The organism is Microbacterium testaceum (assembly GCF_001476655.1).
Lineage (GTDB): Bacteria > Actinomycetota > Actinomycetes > Actinomycetales > Microbacteriaceae > Microbacterium > Microbacterium testaceum_C.
In genome coordinates this window covers 1-16,613 of record NZ_LDRT01000119.1, presented here as the reverse complement: position 1 = coordinate 16,613, position 16,613 = coordinate 1, and the positions used below count along the sequence as shown (strand labels likewise).

Below are 16,613 nucleotides of genomic sequence, written 5' to 3'. Positions count from 1 at the left end.
CGGCGAGCAGCACCACATCGTCGACGTTCCCGCCGCCGTCGTCCAGGTCCTCCTCTGGGCGTGGCACGAGAGGCGCGACGATCTGATAGGGGCCGAGTTCGCCGAGGCGGCCGCCGCCCTGCGGCCGCTGCTCGCCGCCGCCGCGGTCTCCTCGCCGTCCGTGGCCACCCCGGGACCGCGACCGGGGGCAGGCCCCGCGGTCCGCGCCGTGCTCGCCGGCGACGACGGGGTGGTCGCCGCCGCCCGCGCGCGGTTGCGCGCCGACGACGACGTGCTCCCCGCCCCCGACGGCCCGCCGCGCACGGTCGCCACCTCGGCCTTCTCGGCCGGCCGCTTGCTCGTCGTGGCCCTGCGCGGCGGCCGCGAGCGCGAGTTCATCGACCTGGACCGCATCTGCCACGACCTCCGCGTGCCGTGGCTGGCCGTCGAGCTCTCCCGCGGGCGGCTGTGGGTCGGTCCGCTCGTCACGCCGGGTGTCGGGGCATCGTACGAGGATGCGGCCGCCCGCCGTCTGGCATCCGCCCGCAATGCCACCGTCCACCGGGCGCTGCGGGGTCCGGCCGTCGGTGGGGACCAGGGGCCGGATGCCGCGGACCTGCCCGCTCTGCTCGACGCGATGTGGGATCTGGTCGCCGTCGCCGCCGAGTCGGTCGCGCGCGAGGGACTGACCGAGGCGCCGGGCGACCTCCTGCACGAGCTGTGGCTGGAGGAGGGGGAGGTGCGTCACGTGTCGCACCCCGTACTCCCTTTGCCCCAGCGGCGCACGCAGCACCGCCGGCACACCGCGCTCGACCTCGTCGACGAACGCTCCGGCGTCATCACCCGCGTGCGGGACGTCCGGCACCACGCGCGGGTTCCCACGGGTCTCGTCACCCGCCAGGCCGACGTCGCCGACATCCGGGCGGTGTCGGCCTGGGCCAACAACGTGCTGTGCCAGGGCTCGGCGTTCGACGACGCGGGATCCGCGCACGCGGCCGCGATCGGGGAGTCGGTCGAGCGGTACTGCGGCAACATCCTCGACACCCTGCCCGTGCGGCACGGCTCGTTCGCGCAGCTGCGCCGAGCGGGCGTGCCCGCGCTCGACCCCCGCCGGCTCGTGCTCTACAGCGACGCGCAGTACGCCTCCGCGGGTTTCCCTTTCGTCCCGCTGGATGCCGACCTCCCCGTGCACTGGGTCCCGGGTCGGTCGGCGGTGACCGGCCGCGAGATCTGGGTGCCGGCATCCCTGGTCTACGTCAACTGGTACTCCGCCGATGTGGCCGCCGCGCCGCCGACGAACTTCTGCGCCTTCGCGGGCATCGCCGCCGGTCCCAGCGAGGAGTTCGCGGTCACGAGTGCGATCGAGGAGGTCGTCGAGCGGCACGCGACGATGGTGTGGTGGCTGAACGCACAGCCGCTGCCCGCCGTCCAGGGAGTGAGCGCTCCACCGGTCGCCGAGGGCTCGCGCGTGTCGTTCGTGCAGCTCGACAACGAGTTCGCCGTGCCGGTGGCCGCCGCGATCCTGCACGACGACGACGATCACCTGGTGAACGTCGGGTTCTCTGCGCGCCCCGACTTCGCCTCCGCGGCCTCCAAAGCCCTCACCGAGGCGTACACCCTGCAAGAGGGCTCGCGCGACCTGCTGCACGCCGACGGCCTGCACTGGCGCGTCATGACGGAGGGCGAGCTCAACGGCCGCGCGTTCAAGCCCTGGCGGGCCGACCGTCGCTACCTCGACGACTTCCGCCCCGACATGCACGACTGCGACGACCTCATGGTCCAGCAGCAGGTGTACCTCGACCCCCGTGCCGCTGAGCGCATGCGGCCCCTCCTGCGCCCGACGTCGGAGCGGTCGGTCGACACGGTTCCCCGGATGCCGGAGCGTTCCCGCGTCGCGATGATCGCCGCCCTCGAGCGCGCCGACGTCGAGCCCATCGTGGTCGACATCACGACCCCCGACATCCGCAGCGCCGGACTCACGGTCGTGCGCGTCGTCGCTCCGGGCACGATCGGCAACGCCCCCGCGGCGTTCCCCTTCCTCGGTCACGGACGCGTCCAGCGCATCGCGGTCGAGCTGGGCTGGCGCGAGACCCCTCTCGCGGAGGCCGAGATCAACCTCTTCCCGCTGCCGCATGCCTGACGCGTCCCTGACGGCTCGCCCGGTCCGGATCCGGCATCCCGCCCCGTTCCCCTCCTCCTTCCGGCATCTCCAGGTCGCGATGCCTGACGCGACGGGCGTCGATGCCCACGCCGTCGTGGTCGATCTCGCCCGAGAGGTCGACCACGCGTCGATCGATGCCGCCGTGCGCCGGCACTGGTGGTCGGCGGATCACGGGCAGCTCGAGCAGCGTCGCGCCTCGGCGCACGCGCTCGCCGCCGAGGGCGCGGCGGTGCTCCGCCCGTCGGTGCTGGGCTGGGTCGACCCGGCCGAACGAGCGGAGCCGGGCTTTCCCCTGGGCGCCGCCGACGACGGGGCGGAGCGCCTCTGGGTTCGCGCCCGTCGAGACGGACCGACCGGATCGGCCGAGGGGTGGATGCCGTACACCGCCGCGATCGCTCGGCCCGCCGACGCGCGCCCCGACGAACCGCTGGCCCACCCCCCGCTCCTGGGCGGGTTCGGTGCCGGCGCGAGTGCCGCGCACGCACGACGGAACGCGGAGCGCTCGGTCGTGGTCGACGACGCCCTGTGGTGCTGGTGGACGGGCCTCGCGCCCGCGGCATCCCTCGATCCGTCGGGGGAGGTGCGGGAGCTGTGGGCCGACGCTGAGCTCGACCTGACTCTTCGCCGCCTCGATCGCGGGGTGCTCGGCCCGGTCACGCTGGCCGCGGTCGACGACGGACGCATCCTCACGGTCGGTGGCGGATACGGCTTCGACGCGTCCGGTCAGCGCGCCGCGATCGCCCGAGCGCTGTGGCAGCTGACGATCGCCCGGTCGCTCGACGATCCGCGCTCGACGCTGCACGCGCTCGGCGTGCCGGGTGTCGTCCCGCACCGCGCGGACCGCCGCTATGCCCCCGGCGACGCGCACGGACGTCGACGCCTCCTCGATCCGCTCGCGCACGTGCAGCTCGCCCTCGACCCGCGTGTGCGGACCGCTCTGCGCGGACGCCTCGACGACCTCCGCCCGGGTCCTGCCGCGGTGAGCCGCGCCACCGAGACCTGGACGGTCGACCTCGCCCGCGACGGCCGCGTCGTCCGGGTCGTGACCCCCGCCGCGATCCCGCTACCGCTGGGCGCGTTCCGGCTCGATCCCGCTCTGGTCGCGGCGGCCGCGCGCCGCCCCGGGGCGAACCCCGTGACGGCGGCGGCTGCCGCGCAGGCCCCGTTCCCGGGGTGGTGAGGCGCGCGCTCAGCCGCGCCGCGTCACGGCGACCGCGATCGGAGAGGCCTGCGTCACACGGCGGAGCCGGTCCGAGGCGATGCCGTCCGCCGAGGGACGAGCCGCTCGAGCTGGGTCACGTGCGCCGGAGTCAGCTCCGCGATCGAGGTCACCTGCAGCAGCTGCATCGTGCGCACGACCTGGTCGGCGAGGATCGCGATCGCCCGGTCCACTCCCTCGCGGCCTCCCGCCATCAGGCCGTAGAGGTACGCGCGGCCGATGAGGGTGAACTTCGCCCCCAGGGCGAGGGATGCCACGATGTCGGCGCCGTTCATGATGCCGGTGTCGATCGCGATCTCGGTGTCGGCCCCCACCTCTCGCACCACCTCGGGCAGCAGGTGGAACGGCACGGGGGCGCGGTCGAGCTGACGTCCGCCGTGGTTGGAGAGAACGATGCCGTCGACGCCGAGGTCGGCGAGCCGCCGTGAGTCCTCGACGTTCTGCACGCCCTTGATCACGAGCTTGCCCGGCCACAGGGCCCGGATCTCGGCGAGGTCGTCGAACGAGATCGACGGGTCCATGGCGGAGTTCAGCAGCTCGCCGACGGTTCCCCCGGTCGCGCTGAGCGAGGCGAACTCGAGCTTCGGCGTGGTCAGGAAGTCCCACCACCACCAGGGGCGCGGCAGGGCGTCGACGATCGTCGACACGCTCAGCTGGGGCGGGATCGAGAAGCCGTTGCGCTTGTCACGGAGGCGGGCACCGGCGACGGGGGTGTCGACGGTGAAGAACAGCGTGTCGAACTCCGCGGCCGCGGCCCGCTCGACCAGCGCGTACGAGATCTCGCGCTGCTTCATCACGTACAGCTGGAACCAGTTCCGTCCGTGCGGATTGGCCTCCTTGACCGACTCGATCGAGCTCGTGCCCAGCGTCGAGAGCGTGAACGGGATGCCGGCGGCCCCCGCGGCGCCCGCTCCGGCGATCTCGCCCTCGGTCTGCATCAGCCGCGTGAACCCCGTCGGGGCGATCCCGAAGGGCAGCGCCGAGGAGCCGCCGAAGATCTGGCACGACGTGTCCACGTGCGACACGTCTCGCAGGATCGACGGGTGGAACTCGACGTCGCCGAAGGCCTGGCGGGCGCGGGCGAGGCCCTCCTCGCTGTCGGCGGCGCCGTCGGTGTAGTCGAAGGCGGCGGCCGGCGTGCGCCGCTTCGCGATGTCGCGGAGGTCGCCGATGGTGAGAGCGGCATTCAGTCGCCGACGGCGGCCGTTGAAGTCCGGACGCTTGAACTGCATCAGCTCGAGCAGCTCGACCGGGTTGGGGAACTGACGTGTCACAGCGGACATGGCGTGCCTTTCGACGGGAGGGGAAGGGGGATCACGGGAGCATCCACGACAGGACGGAGGACTGCAGGCCCACGAGCACGCACATGACCGCGAGCATGCCGAGGCTCCACCAGATGACCTTGCGCAGGATCGTGGCCTCCTGGCCGACCAGTCCGACGGCGGTCGCGGCGATGGCGAGGTTCTGCGGGCTGATCATCTTGCCGATCACTCCGCCCGAGGTGTTGGCGGCCACGAGCAGGGTCGGATCGATCCCGGCCTGCAGCGCGGCGCTCTGCTGCAGGGTCGCGAACAGGGCGTTCGCGCTGGTGTCGGAGCCGGTGACGGCCGTGCCGAACCAGCCGAGGATGGGCGAGAGGAAGGCGAACAGCGCCCCCGTACCGGCGATCCACGCGCCGATCGTCAGCGTCATGCCCGACATGTTCATGACGTAGGCCAGGGCCAGGACCGATCCGACGGTGAGCAGCGAGAAGCGGAGCTTCACGAGCGTCTGGATCCAGGCCCGGCCCGCCTCGCGGAGCGGCAGGCGGTAGACGAGAGCCACGACGATGCCGCAGATGATCAGGAGGCTGCCCGCCGAGGAGAGCCACGCGAACGTGTACACGGTGGAGCCGGCGGCCTTCCCGCTCGCGGTCAGGATGTTGCCGTCGAGGCCCGGCCAGCCGATCTTGACGTCGGTGCCGGCGAGGAACGTCTTCAGCGGAACCCACAGCTTCGCCAGCGAGAAGACCACGACCACGAGGAGGTACGGGAACAGGGCGAAGAAGACCGTCCGGGGCGTGAGAGCCTTCCGGTTCGCCGGGGTCTCGGCATCCGTCGATCCGGAACCGCCACCCGAGCCGGTGACGCTCGCGCCGACCAGGCTGGCCGAGCGTTCCTTGAGCAGGCGCTCGCGGGCCGCGGCCGTACCGCGCGGCTGCCAGAAACGGAGGAGGATCACCGCGGCGGCGATTCCGGCGAGGGATGCCACGATGTCGGTGAGCTCGACCGAGATCCACGTGGCGCTGACCCACTGCGCGATCGCGAACACGACGCCGAAGGTCAGGGCGGCGGGCCACGTCTCCTTCAGACCGCGCCATCCGTCGGCGAGCAGGACGAGGATGAACGGGACGAAGAGCGCGACGATCGGTGTCTGGTGTCCGACGACGGCGCCGATCTCGTGGTAGTCGATGCCGGTGAGTGTGCCGGCGGTCACGATCGGCGTGCCGACCGCGCCGAACGCGACGGGCGCGGTGTTGGCCAGGAGCACGATGACCGCTGCGCGCATGGGGGTGAACCCCACGGCGATGAGCATCACCCCGGTGATCGCGACGGGGGCCCCGAAGCCGGCGAGGGCCTCCAGCAGGCCGCCGAAGCCGAAGGCGATGATGATCGCCTGGATACGCGGGTCGTCGCTCAGGGCGTTGATGACCAGGCGCAGATCCTCGAAGCGGCCGCTGCGCACGGTGAGCTCGTAGAGCCAGATGGCGTTGAGCACGATCCACATGATGGGGAAGAGGCCGAAGACGAATCCCTGCGTCGCGGACAGAGCCGCGAGGTCGACGGGCATCCGGTAGCCGAACACGGCCACGAGGAGAGCGACACCGAGCCCGGAGAGCCCGGCCCAGTGCGCCTTCCAGCGCAGCAGGCCGAGCGTGAGGAAGACCGTGAGGAACGGGAGGCTCGCCACCAGGGCCGAGAGCACGATGCTGGCGCCGATCGGCGCGAGTTCGGGGGTGTACATCGGGGCCTTTCTTCGAACGTCGTTGTTGCGAAGCGCCGACCACTAAGAGGTCAGACCGCTAACGCACGGTAACGGGTAGACCGATACGCTGTCAACACTCTCTTCCGAAGGCGGTAGGCGCATGGCATCCCCCTCCACGCCCGATCACGCGGACGCGGGCCTCTGGCTCCCGGTCAAACGGGCCCGGGCACACGAGCTTGTCATCGAGGTGATCGAAGACCGCATCCTGTCCGGGACCCTCCAGGTCGGCGACGCGCTGCCGCCCGAGCGCGAGCTCGCGGCGAACCTCGAGGTGAGTCGCGCGGGGGTGCGTGAGGCCGTTCGCGTGCTCGAGAGCCAGGGCGTGCTGCGCTCGCAGCCCGGGGCCGGAGCCGCCGCGGGGACCTTCGTGGCGGCGCTTCCCCGCGAAGCGCTCAGCCGCTTCCTGCGCCTGCACGTCGCGCTGTCGAACTTCACCATCGAAGACGTCACCGAGGCGCGGATCGTGCTCGAGCGCGCGAGCGCCGCCTCGGCCACGCGTCGACTCACCGATGTCGCGCGTACCCGTATCGCCGACGCGCTCGCCGCCGGCGACACTGCGCTCGGCGATCGCGTGGCGTTCAACGAGGCCGATACGCGCTTCCACCTCGCGATCGCCGACGCGTCGGGGAGCAGCCTGTCGGCGGCGCTCACGGGAGCGATCCGCGAGGCGGTGCGCATCCCGCTGCTCCACGCCATCGAGCGCAAGACCGAGTGGAGCGACCAGTCCGCGCAGCTGCAGCGAGAGCACCACGCGATCTTCGAGGCCATCATCGCGGGCGACGCCGAGCACGCGGCCGACGTGACCGAAGCGCACATCCGTCGCGCGTCGTCCGCGCTGTTCACCGAGGACTGACGGCCCCTCGGACCCGGCGCGAGGGGCCCGACCCCACCGCTCTTCCGCCGCGGAATCGGGCCCCTCGCGCAGGATCGCGTTCAGTCGCGCCGGGGCACCCCCAGGTGCGCCTCCGTCAGCACCTGACCCTTCGGCCGCTCGCTCGCGGCCAACGCCAGCCACGTCTCGACCACGGTGTCGGGGTTCAGTGACAGCGACTGGATGCCACGCGCCACGAGCCACTCGGCGAAGTCGGGGTGGTCACTGGGCCCCTGCCCGCAGATTCCGACGTACTTGCCCTGGCGTCGACACGCGTCGATCGCCATGCCGAGCAGGTGCCGGACGGCCGGGTCGCGTTCGTCGAAGGCGGATGCCATGAGCGCGGAGTCGCGGTCGAGGCCGAGGCTCAGCTGGGTCATGTCGTTCGAGCCGATCGAGAAGCCGTCGAAGTACTCCAGGAACTGCTCGGCGAGGATCGCGTTGGCGGGAAGCTCGCACATCATGACGATCCGCAGCCCGTTCTCGCCGCGTCGCAGCCCGTTCGCGGCGAGCAACTCGATCACCGCGGCGGCCTCACCGACGGTGCGCACGAACGGCACCATGATCTGCACGTTCGTGAGCCCCATGTCGTCGCGCACGCGGCGCAGGGCCTCGCACTCCATGTCGAAGCACGCGCGGAACTCCGGCGAGACGTACCGCGCGGCGCCGCGGTAGCCGAGCATCGGGTTCTCCTCGTGCGGCTCGTACAGCGGTCCGCCGATGAGGTTGGCGTACTCGTTCGACTTGAAGTCCGACAGGCGCACGATGACCGGCTCGGGGGCGAAGGCCGCCGCGATCATCGAGACGCCCTCGGCCACGCGCTGGATGAAGTACTCCTCGGGCGACGGGTACGCCGCCACGCGCGCACGGATGTCGTCGGCGAGGTCCCCGTCGAGCGTGTCGAGGTCGAGCAGCGCGCGCGGGTGGATGCCGATCTGACGGTTGATGATGAACTCCAGGCGCGCCAGGCCCACGCCCGCGTGCGGCAGCCGCGAGAACGCGAAAGCCTGGTCGGGGGTGCCGACGTTCATCATGATCTTGGCCGGGGGTTCCGGCATCCGGTCCAACTCGGTCTGCTCCTCGACGAAGGGCAGGATGCCGCCGTACACGAGGCCGTCGTCGCCCTCGGCGCACGAGACGGTGACCTCCTGGCCGTCGGTGAGGGCGCGGGTCGCGACGCCCGTGCCGACGACGGCGGGGATGCCGAGTTCGCGGGCGATGATCGCCGCGTGACACGTGCGGCCACCGCGGTCGGTGACGATCGCCGAGGCGCGCTTCATGATCGGCTCCCAGTCGGGGTCGGTCATGTCGGCTACGAGCACGTCGCCGTGCGCGAAGTCGGCCATCTGGTCGATCGAGGTGAGCACGCGCACGCGCCCCGCCCCGATGCGCTGGCCGATCGCGCGGCCCTCGAGCAGCACGGGACCGCGCTCGGCGAGCACGAAGCGGCGGAGCACGTTGGCTGACTGGCGCGACACGACCGTCTCGGGTCGGGCCTGCAGGACGTAGAGCTTCCCGTCGACGCCGTCCTTGCCCCACTCGATGTCCATCGGGCGGCCGTAGTGCTCCTCGATCACGAGGGCGATGCGGCCGAGCTCCTCGACCTCCGCGTCGGTGAGCGAGAAGCGCGCCCGGTCGGCGGCATCCACCTCCACGAAAGCCGTGCTGCCGTCGACATGGATGCCGTCGGTGTAGCGCATCGCGATGGCCTTCTCGCCGACCGAGCGCTTGAGGATCGCGGGGCGGCCGGCGCGCAGCGACGGCTTGTAGACGTAGAACTCGTCGGGGTTCACCGCGCCCTGCACCACCGCTTCGCCGAGGCCGTAAGAGCTCGTGACGAACACGGCGTCCTCGAAGCCCGACTCGGTGTCGAGGGTGAACATGACGCCCGAGGCGCCGATGTCGGAGCGCACCATGCGCTGGACCCCGGCCGAGAGGGCGACCTCGTGGTGGTCGAAGCCGTGGTGCGCCCGGTAGGCGATCGCGCGGTCGTTGTAGAGCGAGGCGAACACGCGACGGATCGCCTGCAGGATGTTCTCGATCCCGCCGATGTTGAGGAAGGTCTCCTGCTGCCCCGCGAATGAGGCATCCGGGAGGTCCTCCGCGGTGGCGCTGGAGCGCACCGCCCAGGTCACGGCATCCGGATCCGCCTCGTTCGCCACGAGCGCCGCGTACGCGGTGCGGATGTCGGCCTCGAGGTCGGCGGGGAACGGCTGCTCCTCGATCCACGTGCGCACCAGGGCGCCGAGCTGGCTCAGCGCGGCCACGTCATCGACGTCGATGCCCTCGACGGCCGCGCGGATGCGCGCGTCGAGCCCCGCCTCGGCCAGGAAGCGCCCGAACGCCTCCGAGGTGGTGGCGAAGCCGGGCGGGACGCGGACGTCGGCGGATGCCAGATGCGAGACCATCTCGCCGAGCGAGGCGTTCTTGCCGCCGACCTGGGCGAGGTCGCTCATGCCGATCTCGTGGAAGTGCAGGATGTTGGTCACAGGGTGGGCCTTTCGTGGGAGCGATCGCGCAGTTTCATCGACTGCAGGATCACGGCGGACATCTCCTCGACGCTCCGGGTCGCGGAACTGAGGAACGGAATGCGGTTGCGGCGGTAAAGGTCTTCGGCCCGGCGGATCTCGAGGGTGCACTGGGCGAGGCTGGAGTAGGTCGACTGCGGGCGGCGCTCGTGCCGCACCTGGCTGAGGCGAAGAGCGGTGGTCGTCAGCCCGAAGCAGCGGTCGGCGTGCGGGGCGACGATGCGGGGCAGGCCGTCGGCGGGGAAGTCGTCGTCGGTGAGGGGGTAGTTCGCGACGAGCAGGCCGTAGTGCAGGGCGAGATACATCGTGGTCGGGGTCTTCCCGCAGCGAGAGGGCGCGACGATGATGACGTCGGCGGTGTCGAGGGCGCGTCCGCTCTGCCCGTCGTCGTGCTCGATCGCGAACTCCACGGCGCGCATCCGGGCGAAGTACCGCTCGAGGTCGCCGAGGCCGTGGTACTGCCCCGAGCGCTGCTCGGCCGGTGTCTCGAGGGCGGCCTCGAGCTCCGTGAGGTGGCCGGCGAGCAGATCGATCACCACCGCGGCGGAACCGGCGATCTGAGCCCGGATGCCGGCATCCTTCACCGTGGCGAACACGATCGGCGCGGCCTCGGGCGTCGTGGCGCTCTGCAGTGCCGCGGTCACTCTCGACACCGGCGTGACGGTCCCGACGAAGGGGATCGTGTGCCGGTCGAAGTGGGCGGCGGGGAAGTTGGCGAGCAGCGCGCTGCCGAGCGTCTCGGCGGTGATCCCCGTGCTGTCGGACACGAAGAAGACGGCGCGCGTGGCGGCGCTCAGCACGGTATCCGCGTCGTCGTGGGATGGGCCATGAGGCGACGCTAAAGAGTTTCGAGAAGAATTCTTGCTCTAGGGGTCCGTAAAAAGCGATGTTCTTAACGAATCGGAAAGCCGCCGCCGCGCGGGACGGTGTCCGCCTGTCGACGATCCGTCAGATGAGGTGCGTCAGGGCGTCGTAGACGGCTTCCCGTCGCTCATCGATTGCGCGATTGTTCTCGATATCGGGCACGCTGCCGTCCATCACGACGAGGTCGTTGACCGAATTCATGCCGCCGAAGGCCGCCAGGCCGCGGGCGGCTGCTTCTCGAACCTCGCCCGGGTCGCCGGCGTGAAGGAGGTCACCGACGACGCCGTCGAAGAACGTCGCGTACCGTTCCTGGCCGATGGTTCTCAGGACATCGGCGAGTGCCGACAGATTCGCTACCGCGGCATCCTTGGGGTCCGCCGTCATCGACGCGCCTCACCTTTCCTGTAGGGGCCGAGCGGCCTCCGGGATCGGGAGGTCGGGGCGGTACTGCCGGAAGTATTCGATGAGCTGCGGGTAGCCGAGCATGATGCCGGTGGCGTAGAACCGGGTTTTCGACCCGGTCTTGCCCAGGATGCCGCCGTAGTTGCTCGTGATGTGCGGGGCGAGGGCCGTGAGCTCGGCGAGGGGGATCTCGCGGGGTGCGGCGATCATCGGGAAGGACCAGATGGTGTCGGGGGTCACTTCGAGGCGCAGGCGGCGCATGCCCTTGGCGAGGAGGACGAGCAGAACCCCGGCGGGGATCGCAACCGCGCCGGCAATGGCCATGCCGGTGTCCGAGCCTGGCCGGGTCGCGAACACCAGAAGGAACAGCACGCCGATGGCGATCGCCATGATTCCCACGGAGCGGATGAGAACGCGCTGCCACCGGCGAGTGGACACGACGAAGAGCACGTTGCCCTTCGTCGCCTTGTACGTCGCGGTCGAGGGCGAGCGGCGGATGCCGGCTGACACGGCGAGTGTGACGATGACCATCGCGGCGACGGCGACTCCGACGCTCACGGCAGTGGTGGAGAAGTTCATGGCTCAGCCTTTCGGGCACTCGGTCGTGGCGTCGGTCAGCTCACGGGCTCATACGACTGGGCCTCGGGAAGCCCGTTGGGGAGAAGCCTGATCAGGTATACGGATACCCAACCAATCTGGAAGTCGTAGGTGCCCGGCACGAAGTCGGCGGCGATCTCGGTGTTGTTGTCGAAGGTCACCCCGTTCTGCAGGGCGATGTCGCCGCAGTCGCTCGTGTGCAGGAGCACGCTGGGGAGGGTGGTCGACCCCTTGAATGTGCCTGACGATTCATGAGGCTCCGCCGATGTCACGTCGCACTGCCATGTCGTGAGCGCGTTCCGCTCCAGCGACGGGGCGACGAAGAGGAGGAAGACCACAACTCCCACCATGAGGAGGAAGATCGATCCGAACACCTTGAGCCTGAGCGAGGACTTGCGCCGAGGAGTCGCCATTACGGTGCCCACCTTCCCACGACGGGTCCGTCCCCGCCGTTCGCGAAGCCCTGGAGCAGACCACTGACCATGTCCGTCGACCTCACGTCGCCGGGCTTGAGCGCGGTGTTCACCAGGCCGCCGAGGGCGCCCGTTACGTGGCTCACCCCCAGCTCAGCCAGCATGCTTCCGTAGTTGAGGGGCGCAGCGTGTCGGCCACTGGTCGTGGCCGCGACGAAACCAGGGAATCGTTCCGCTATCTCTTCCGCAAGGCCCTTCCCGAGGTGGCCGGAGATCGCGGAACCGCCGGCCCCCGATCGAGTACCAGTCTTTCTCTTTCTGCGAGGTCGGCGGTCGGAGGTCGAGGAATAGCTGATCTCGTTCTTTTATGAAGCGAAAGTGGAGTCCATCCGAAACAAACACGACGACGGAATCACCTCCGTTCGCCGCAGTCTCCATCGTTTCGACTACCTTGTATCGATCGGCGTTCAAAAGAAAAGGCATGTAGTTCGTGATGAACGAGCTGATCTGGTCCATCGGTGTCAACCGTTCGGGTGCAAGGACCACTGGTTTACCCAGTGGTCATTTTTGTCGGTCAGGTTTCAACTCATCTTCGAGATGCGAACCCTCGCGCATCTCGCCTCTGGCTAGTCGTCCATGGGAGCGGCGAATGGAAAGCCCACCCATCGTGGGTCGTTGGCGTCAGCGAGCCGCCCGGCAAGTGTCAGGCACATCTGAAAGTCAGTACCGCCGCCCGGACAGCGTTTAGTCAGGCCGTCGAAGTCGACGATGGAGTTGGGTGGAAAATCTTCTTTGATCTCAAACCGACGTCGTCGAAATCGTAACGGCAGCCACCGAGGGCCCTCGGGGGGTGCGTACCTGAATTTGACTATTTCGATGTCTGGCATGTGTGGCCTCAGTTCTTATTACGTATCTGGCGTCACGTCAAGTTCCACGATGACTGGATGTCCTGCGAGTATCCGCCATAACCCGAAACCTGCTCCAACTCCATCGAATAGTAGGGGCTGTGATCAAGCGGGGGCACCCCGGGAGGGCGGAGCGCGGGGTCAGGTGCGCCGATATCGACTAGACCCTTTCCCTGCATCATTTGGTAATTGATCCACTTCTTGTTGACCCACACGTTGACGCTCTCGTTGAGGTCGTGTCCCAGGAGTTTCTCTCCCGTGTTGAAGAGAGGCTTCGGCAGGGCCTCGTAGTAGCCGTACCCGTTATCAATGGCATATGGCTCGACGCGGTACTTCATGGATCGCCCCATGGCCATGACGTCGGCGGACGGGTTGTGTGTGATGAGTCCCATGAGCTTGTCGCTCACGGCGTGACCCGCGGCACCTCCAGCGCCGCCGAGCACCGTTCCTGCCAGTGCCCCGCCTCCTGCCGCGCCGAGTGTTCCCGCCACCGTGTGGGGGCCGGGACCGGTGAGATAGCTGTATGTGTTCATCACGCCGCCGCTGACACCACCCGACGCAGCCCCCGCGGTGATGGCCGCCTTCGCGCCCGTCAGTCCGGCGCGAGCGGCCACGCCCGCGCCCCCGAACGCGCCGAGCGCGCCGCTGAGCGCGACCTCGCCCCAGTTGACCTCGCCCGTGGTGGCCTTCTGGATGATGGTGTCGGCACCGGCGCCGATGAGCATGGCCCCCACCGGGCCGCCGACGCCCGTGGCCATCATGACCCCTCCGGCGATGACCATGGCGCCGCCGGCGACGTACTCCCAGTTGTCGTTCCACCATTCGCCGATGGCGTGGCCGGCGGTGGCGAGGGCGCCTTGGTGGGCGTTGGCGTAGGCGGTGAGTTGTTCGTCGGTGACGGGTTGCAGGCCGAGGGGGTCGGTGGCGTGGAGGGGGTCGTTGCCCGCGAACGAGTACGGGTTCGCTGACCAGGCGGCACCGGCGGGCGCGGTGATCGGGTCGGTGCTGAGGAATCCGCGGGTGGTGGGGTCGTAGGCGCGGGTGCCCATCCACTCGAGCCCCGCGACGTCGAGGCCACCGGCGGGACTGATGCCGACGGCTCCCCCGCCGAGGGCGTTGGCGGTGGTGAGGGCTTCCCAGGGGTCGTCGGTGGTGGTGGTGCGGGTGCTGCGCCATCCGCCGGTGGTCCAGGTGTCGCCGATGCCGGTGATGGCGCCGGGTGCGTGGAACACGTCGGTGTCCCCGACGGTGAGCGGGGTGGACGCGTAGGTGCCGGCATCCCAGGTCAGGGGGATGCCGTCGACTTCGGCGAGCTCGCCGAGCGCGTTCACGCGCAGGTCGGTGCGACGCTGTCCCCCGTCGGGGGTGTGTGCGGTGATCGTGCGGATCCAGCCGCGGTCATCCCACGCGTACTCCGTCGACCCGGTGGAGGTGGTCTCGCGGGTGCGGCGCCCTTGCCCGTCGTAGGCGTAGGTCGTGGCACCGTCAGCGTCGGTGAGGGTGAGGAGTTGCCCGGCGAGGTCGTACGCGAACGCCCGCTCGACATCGTCACGGGTTTCGCGGACCAGGCGCCCGGCGGTGTCGTACTCCCACGCATTCGCGTGCTCGTCGCGGACCGCCGAGCGGAGTTGTCCGGCGTTGTCGTGGGTGTAGTGGGTGGTGCCGTCGGGGCCGTCGATGGTGGTGATGCGGCCGGCGTCGTCGCGGGTGATGCGGGTGAGGGTGGCGCCGTCGGTGTCGGTGCGGGTGTGCGCGACGGGGAACCCGTCTACGTATTCCCAGGTCTGGAGGCTGTCGCCGGCGCGGGCTTGGAGGATTCGCCCGAACGTGTCGCGGGTGTAGTGCACCGCACCCAGGCGGGAGTGGTCGATGCGCGTGAGGTGCCCTGCGGCATCCCTGGTGTAGTCGACCGTCACCCCGTCGGGGGTGGTGAGGCGGGTGCGGGCGCCGTCCGCGTCGTACTCCCACCGGGTCGACCGCTGCCCGGTGGGGCCGGTCGTGGTGCGTTCGGCGAGGCGGTCCAGGCGGGTGAACCTGAGGGTGTGGGTGGTGGGTTCGTCGGTGGTGTGGTCGATGATCGTCGCCGTGCGGGCACGCGCATCGCGACGGACCTCGGTCACCGGCTTGCCGTTGACGGTGAGCCCGGATTCGAGGCCGGCGTCGTCGTACGACCACTCCGTGACGGTCCCGTCGGGGCTGGTCTGGCGGATCTGACGGCCCGCGGCGTCGTAGTCCGCGGTGGTGACGCGCCCGAGCGGGTCGGTCTGGGTGGCGACCTTGTCGAGCTGCGTGTACGTGCGGGTGGTGACCCCGCCGGCGGGGTCGGTGATCGACACCACCCGCCCCCGCTCGTCATAGGCGTAGCGGGTGACGCCGCCGATGCCGTTGGTCGCGGTGACGAGCTGACCGGCGGCGTCGTACGAGAAGCGACGGATGCCGAACCGCGCATCCTGCGCGAAGATCGGGCGGCCGACCTTGTCGTACCCGAAACGTGCGACTCCCGCACCAGGAACGTGCTCGCGCACCACCCGACCGGCTACGTCGTACTCGATCTCCGCATGCTCCCCCGTGGGAAGGACACGAGCGATCACGCGAGAGTCCGCGTCGTACTCCAACGTGGTGCGCGCACCCAGGGGATCGATCGCGGCGGCGGGACGACCGCACGAGTCGTACTCGTAGCGGGTCGTACGACCGGCCGGGGTGGTGATGGCGGTGACACGACCGGCGAGGTCGCGTTCGAAGCGGGTCAGCCCGCCATCCGCGTTCAGCACCTCCACGGGGCGTCCGCAGGCGTCGTAGGTGATCAGAGACGCATCGCCCGCGGCATCCTGGATCCGTTCCGGCCGACCGAACGCGTCGTAGCGGACCGACGTCTGCTCGAACGCGGTCTGGATCGTGCGAGTCGTGTCGGTCCGAGACGCCGCGGCCGACACCCCGGTCGGATCCGTCGTCCGCGCCAGGTCGCCAACCGCGTCGTACTCGCGGGTCCAGACCCCGCCGGCGGGGTCCGTAATGGCTCGGAGCCGCGAGAGGGCGTCGTGGGTGAAGCCCCACGCGGCCCCGTCCGGGAGGGTGACGCCGGTGACGTTGCCGAACGCGTCGAATGACCGGTCGATGGCCCGGCCGAGCGGGTCGATCGTGCGAGTCAGGGCCCCGTGGGGTCCGTACTCCAGTTCGGTGCGAGCACCGAGGGGGTCGATGATCGCGGTGACGACCCCGCCGGGTCCGTGTTCGTACCGCCAGATCGCGCCGTCCGGGTCTTCCCGGGATGCCAGGGCCCCGGCGTCGCTGTAGACGTACCGGGTGACGGCCCCGAGGGGGGTGATGGCCTGCGTCACCCGGGCCGTCGCGTCGCGCACCAGCCGCGCGGTCGCGCCGTCGGCGTTGCGCGTGGCAACCAGTTCCCCGTGCGCGTCGTAGTCGAAGCGCACGACGACACCCTCGGGGTCCTCCACGCGGCGGAGCAGCCCGTCGGCCCAGTCCAACTCGGTGACACCCCCACCGGGATCGGTCACCCGGGACGGGTTCCGCTCGAGGTCGTTGGGGTAGTCGTACGTGACGATGCCGCCGTCCGCGGTCACCACTGTCGTGACGCGGTCGTGGTCGTCGTACCCGTAGGTGATGTCCGCGCCGTCGGGGGTGACGGTGCG

Annotated in this window: 12 protein-coding genes; 3 read left to right on the top strand and 9 right to left on the bottom strand. The window is 70.1% G+C overall.

Annotated features, from left to right (window positions below):
* Both NS220_RS14890 and NS220_RS14885 read left to right on the top strand, forming a co-directional pair.
* A partial coding sequence (locus tag NS220_RS14890; RefSeq protein ID WP_058624808.1) for a YcaO-like family protein occupies nucleotides 1-2,119 on the top strand: 2,119 nt, incomplete at its 5' end.
* A gap of 79 nt (nucleotides 2,120-2,198) precedes the next feature.
* On the top strand, nucleotides 2,199-3,320 hold the full coding sequence (locus tag NS220_RS14885; RefSeq protein WP_206543034.1) for a hypothetical protein: 1,122 nt from the start codon (nucleotides 2,199-2,201) through the stop codon (nucleotides 3,318-3,320).
* A gap of 53 nt (nucleotides 3,321-3,373) precedes the next feature.
* On the opposite strand, the gene NS220_RS14880 is transcribed toward NS220_RS14885, so the two are convergent.
* A complete protein-coding gene (locus NS220_RS14880; RefSeq protein ID WP_058624806.1) occupies nucleotides 3,374-4,642 on the bottom strand; it encodes an alpha-hydroxy acid oxidase in 1,269 nt (422 codons plus the stop codon).
* A 31-nt stretch (nucleotides 4,643-4,673) separates the two neighbouring features.
* Nucleotides 4,674-6,362 (bottom strand): L-lactate permease, encoded by a 1,689-nt coding sequence (locus NS220_RS14875; protein ID WP_058624805.1) that lies wholly within the window; start codon nucleotides 6,360-6,362, stop codon nucleotides 4,674-4,676.
* A 121-nt stretch (nucleotides 6,363-6,483) separates the two neighbouring features.
* Here NS220_RS14875 and NS220_RS14870 point away from each other — a divergent pair, with 121 nt between their 5' ends.
* On the top strand, nucleotides 6,484-7,236 hold the full coding sequence (locus tag NS220_RS14870) for a FadR/GntR family transcriptional regulator (RefSeq protein WP_058624804.1): 753 nt from the start codon (nucleotides 6,484-6,486) through the stop codon (nucleotides 7,234-7,236).
* A gap of 80 nt (nucleotides 7,237-7,316) precedes the next feature.
* Here NS220_RS14870 and ppsA read toward each other — a convergent pair whose 3' ends face one another.
* The 7 genes from ppsA to NS220_RS14840 form a co-directional block, all read right to left on the bottom strand.
* The gene (ppsA, locus tag NS220_RS14865; RefSeq protein WP_058624803.1) at nucleotides 7,317-9,743 is read right to left on the bottom strand and encodes a phosphoenolpyruvate synthase; all 2,427 of its coding nucleotides are present in this window, start codon (nucleotides 9,741-9,743) and stop codon (nucleotides 7,317-7,319) included.
* A complete protein-coding gene (locus NS220_RS14860; protein WP_346335430.1) occupies nucleotides 9,740-10,582 on the bottom strand; it encodes a pyruvate, water dikinase regulatory protein in 843 nt (280 codons plus the stop codon). Before NS220_RS14860 ends, ppsA begins: the two co-directional genes overlap by 4 nt.
* A 148-nt stretch (nucleotides 10,583-10,730) precedes the next feature.
* Nucleotides 10,731-11,030, bottom strand: coding sequence for a hypothetical protein (locus NS220_RS14855; protein WP_058624802.1), 300 nt, complete (start codon nucleotides 11,028-11,030; stop codon nucleotides 10,731-10,733).
* A gap of 9 nt (nucleotides 11,031-11,039) precedes the next feature.
* Nucleotides 11,040-11,627 carry a hypothetical protein gene (locus tag NS220_RS14850; protein ID WP_058624801.1) on the bottom strand — a complete coding sequence of 196 codons (588 nt, stop codon included), beginning with the start codon at nucleotides 11,625-11,627 and terminating at the stop codon, nucleotides 11,040-11,042.
* A gap of 35 nt (nucleotides 11,628-11,662) precedes the next feature.
* A complete protein-coding gene (locus tag NS220_RS14845; RefSeq protein ID WP_058624800.1) occupies nucleotides 11,663-12,058 on the bottom strand; it encodes a hypothetical protein in 396 nt (131 codons plus the stop codon).
* Entirely contained in the window at nucleotides 12,058-12,222 is a 165-nt protein-coding gene (locus NS220_RS20225) for a hypothetical protein (RefSeq protein ID WP_193755386.1), read from the bottom strand. The genes NS220_RS14845 and NS220_RS20225 overlap by 1 nt, the downstream gene beginning before the upstream one ends.
* Before the next feature lie 755 nt (nucleotides 12,223-12,977).
* Nucleotides 12,978-16,613 (bottom strand): RHS repeat-associated core domain-containing protein (locus NS220_RS14840; RefSeq protein ID WP_081323204.1); only part of this gene is annotated, 3,636 nt, incomplete at its 5' end.

Bases quoted from the DNA above. Each gene is read 5' to 3' on its own strand.
- NS220_RS20225 (WP_193755386.1), bottom strand. From the start codon at position 12,222: ATGCTGGCTGAGCTGGGGGTGAGCCACGTAACGGGCGCCCTCGGCGGC.
- NS220_RS14885 (WP_206543034.1), top strand. From the start codon at position 2,199: ATGCCTGACGCGACGGGCGTCGATGCCCACGCCGTCGTGGTCGATCTC.
- NS220_RS14880 (WP_058624806.1), bottom strand. From the start codon at position 4,642: ATGTCCGCTGTGACACGTCAGTTCCCCAACCCGGTCGAGCTGCTCGAG.
- NS220_RS14845 (WP_058624800.1), bottom strand. From the start codon at position 12,058: ATGGCGACTCCTCGGCGCAAGTCCTCGCTCAGGCTCAAGGTGTTCGGA.
- NS220_RS14870 (WP_058624804.1), top strand. From the start codon at position 6,484: ATGGCATCCCCCTCCACGCCCGATCACGCGGACGCGGGCCTCTGGCTC.
- NS220_RS14875 (WP_058624805.1), bottom strand. From the start codon at position 6,362: ATGTACACCCCCGAACTCGCGCCGATCGGCGCCAGCATCGTGCTCTCG.
- NS220_RS14850 (WP_058624801.1), bottom strand. From the start codon at position 11,627: ATGAACTTCTCCACCACTGCCGTGAGCGTCGGAGTCGCCGTCGCCGCG.
- NS220_RS14855 (WP_058624802.1), bottom strand. From the start codon at position 11,030: ATGACGGCGGACCCCAAGGATGCCGCGGTAGCGAATCTGTCGGCACTC.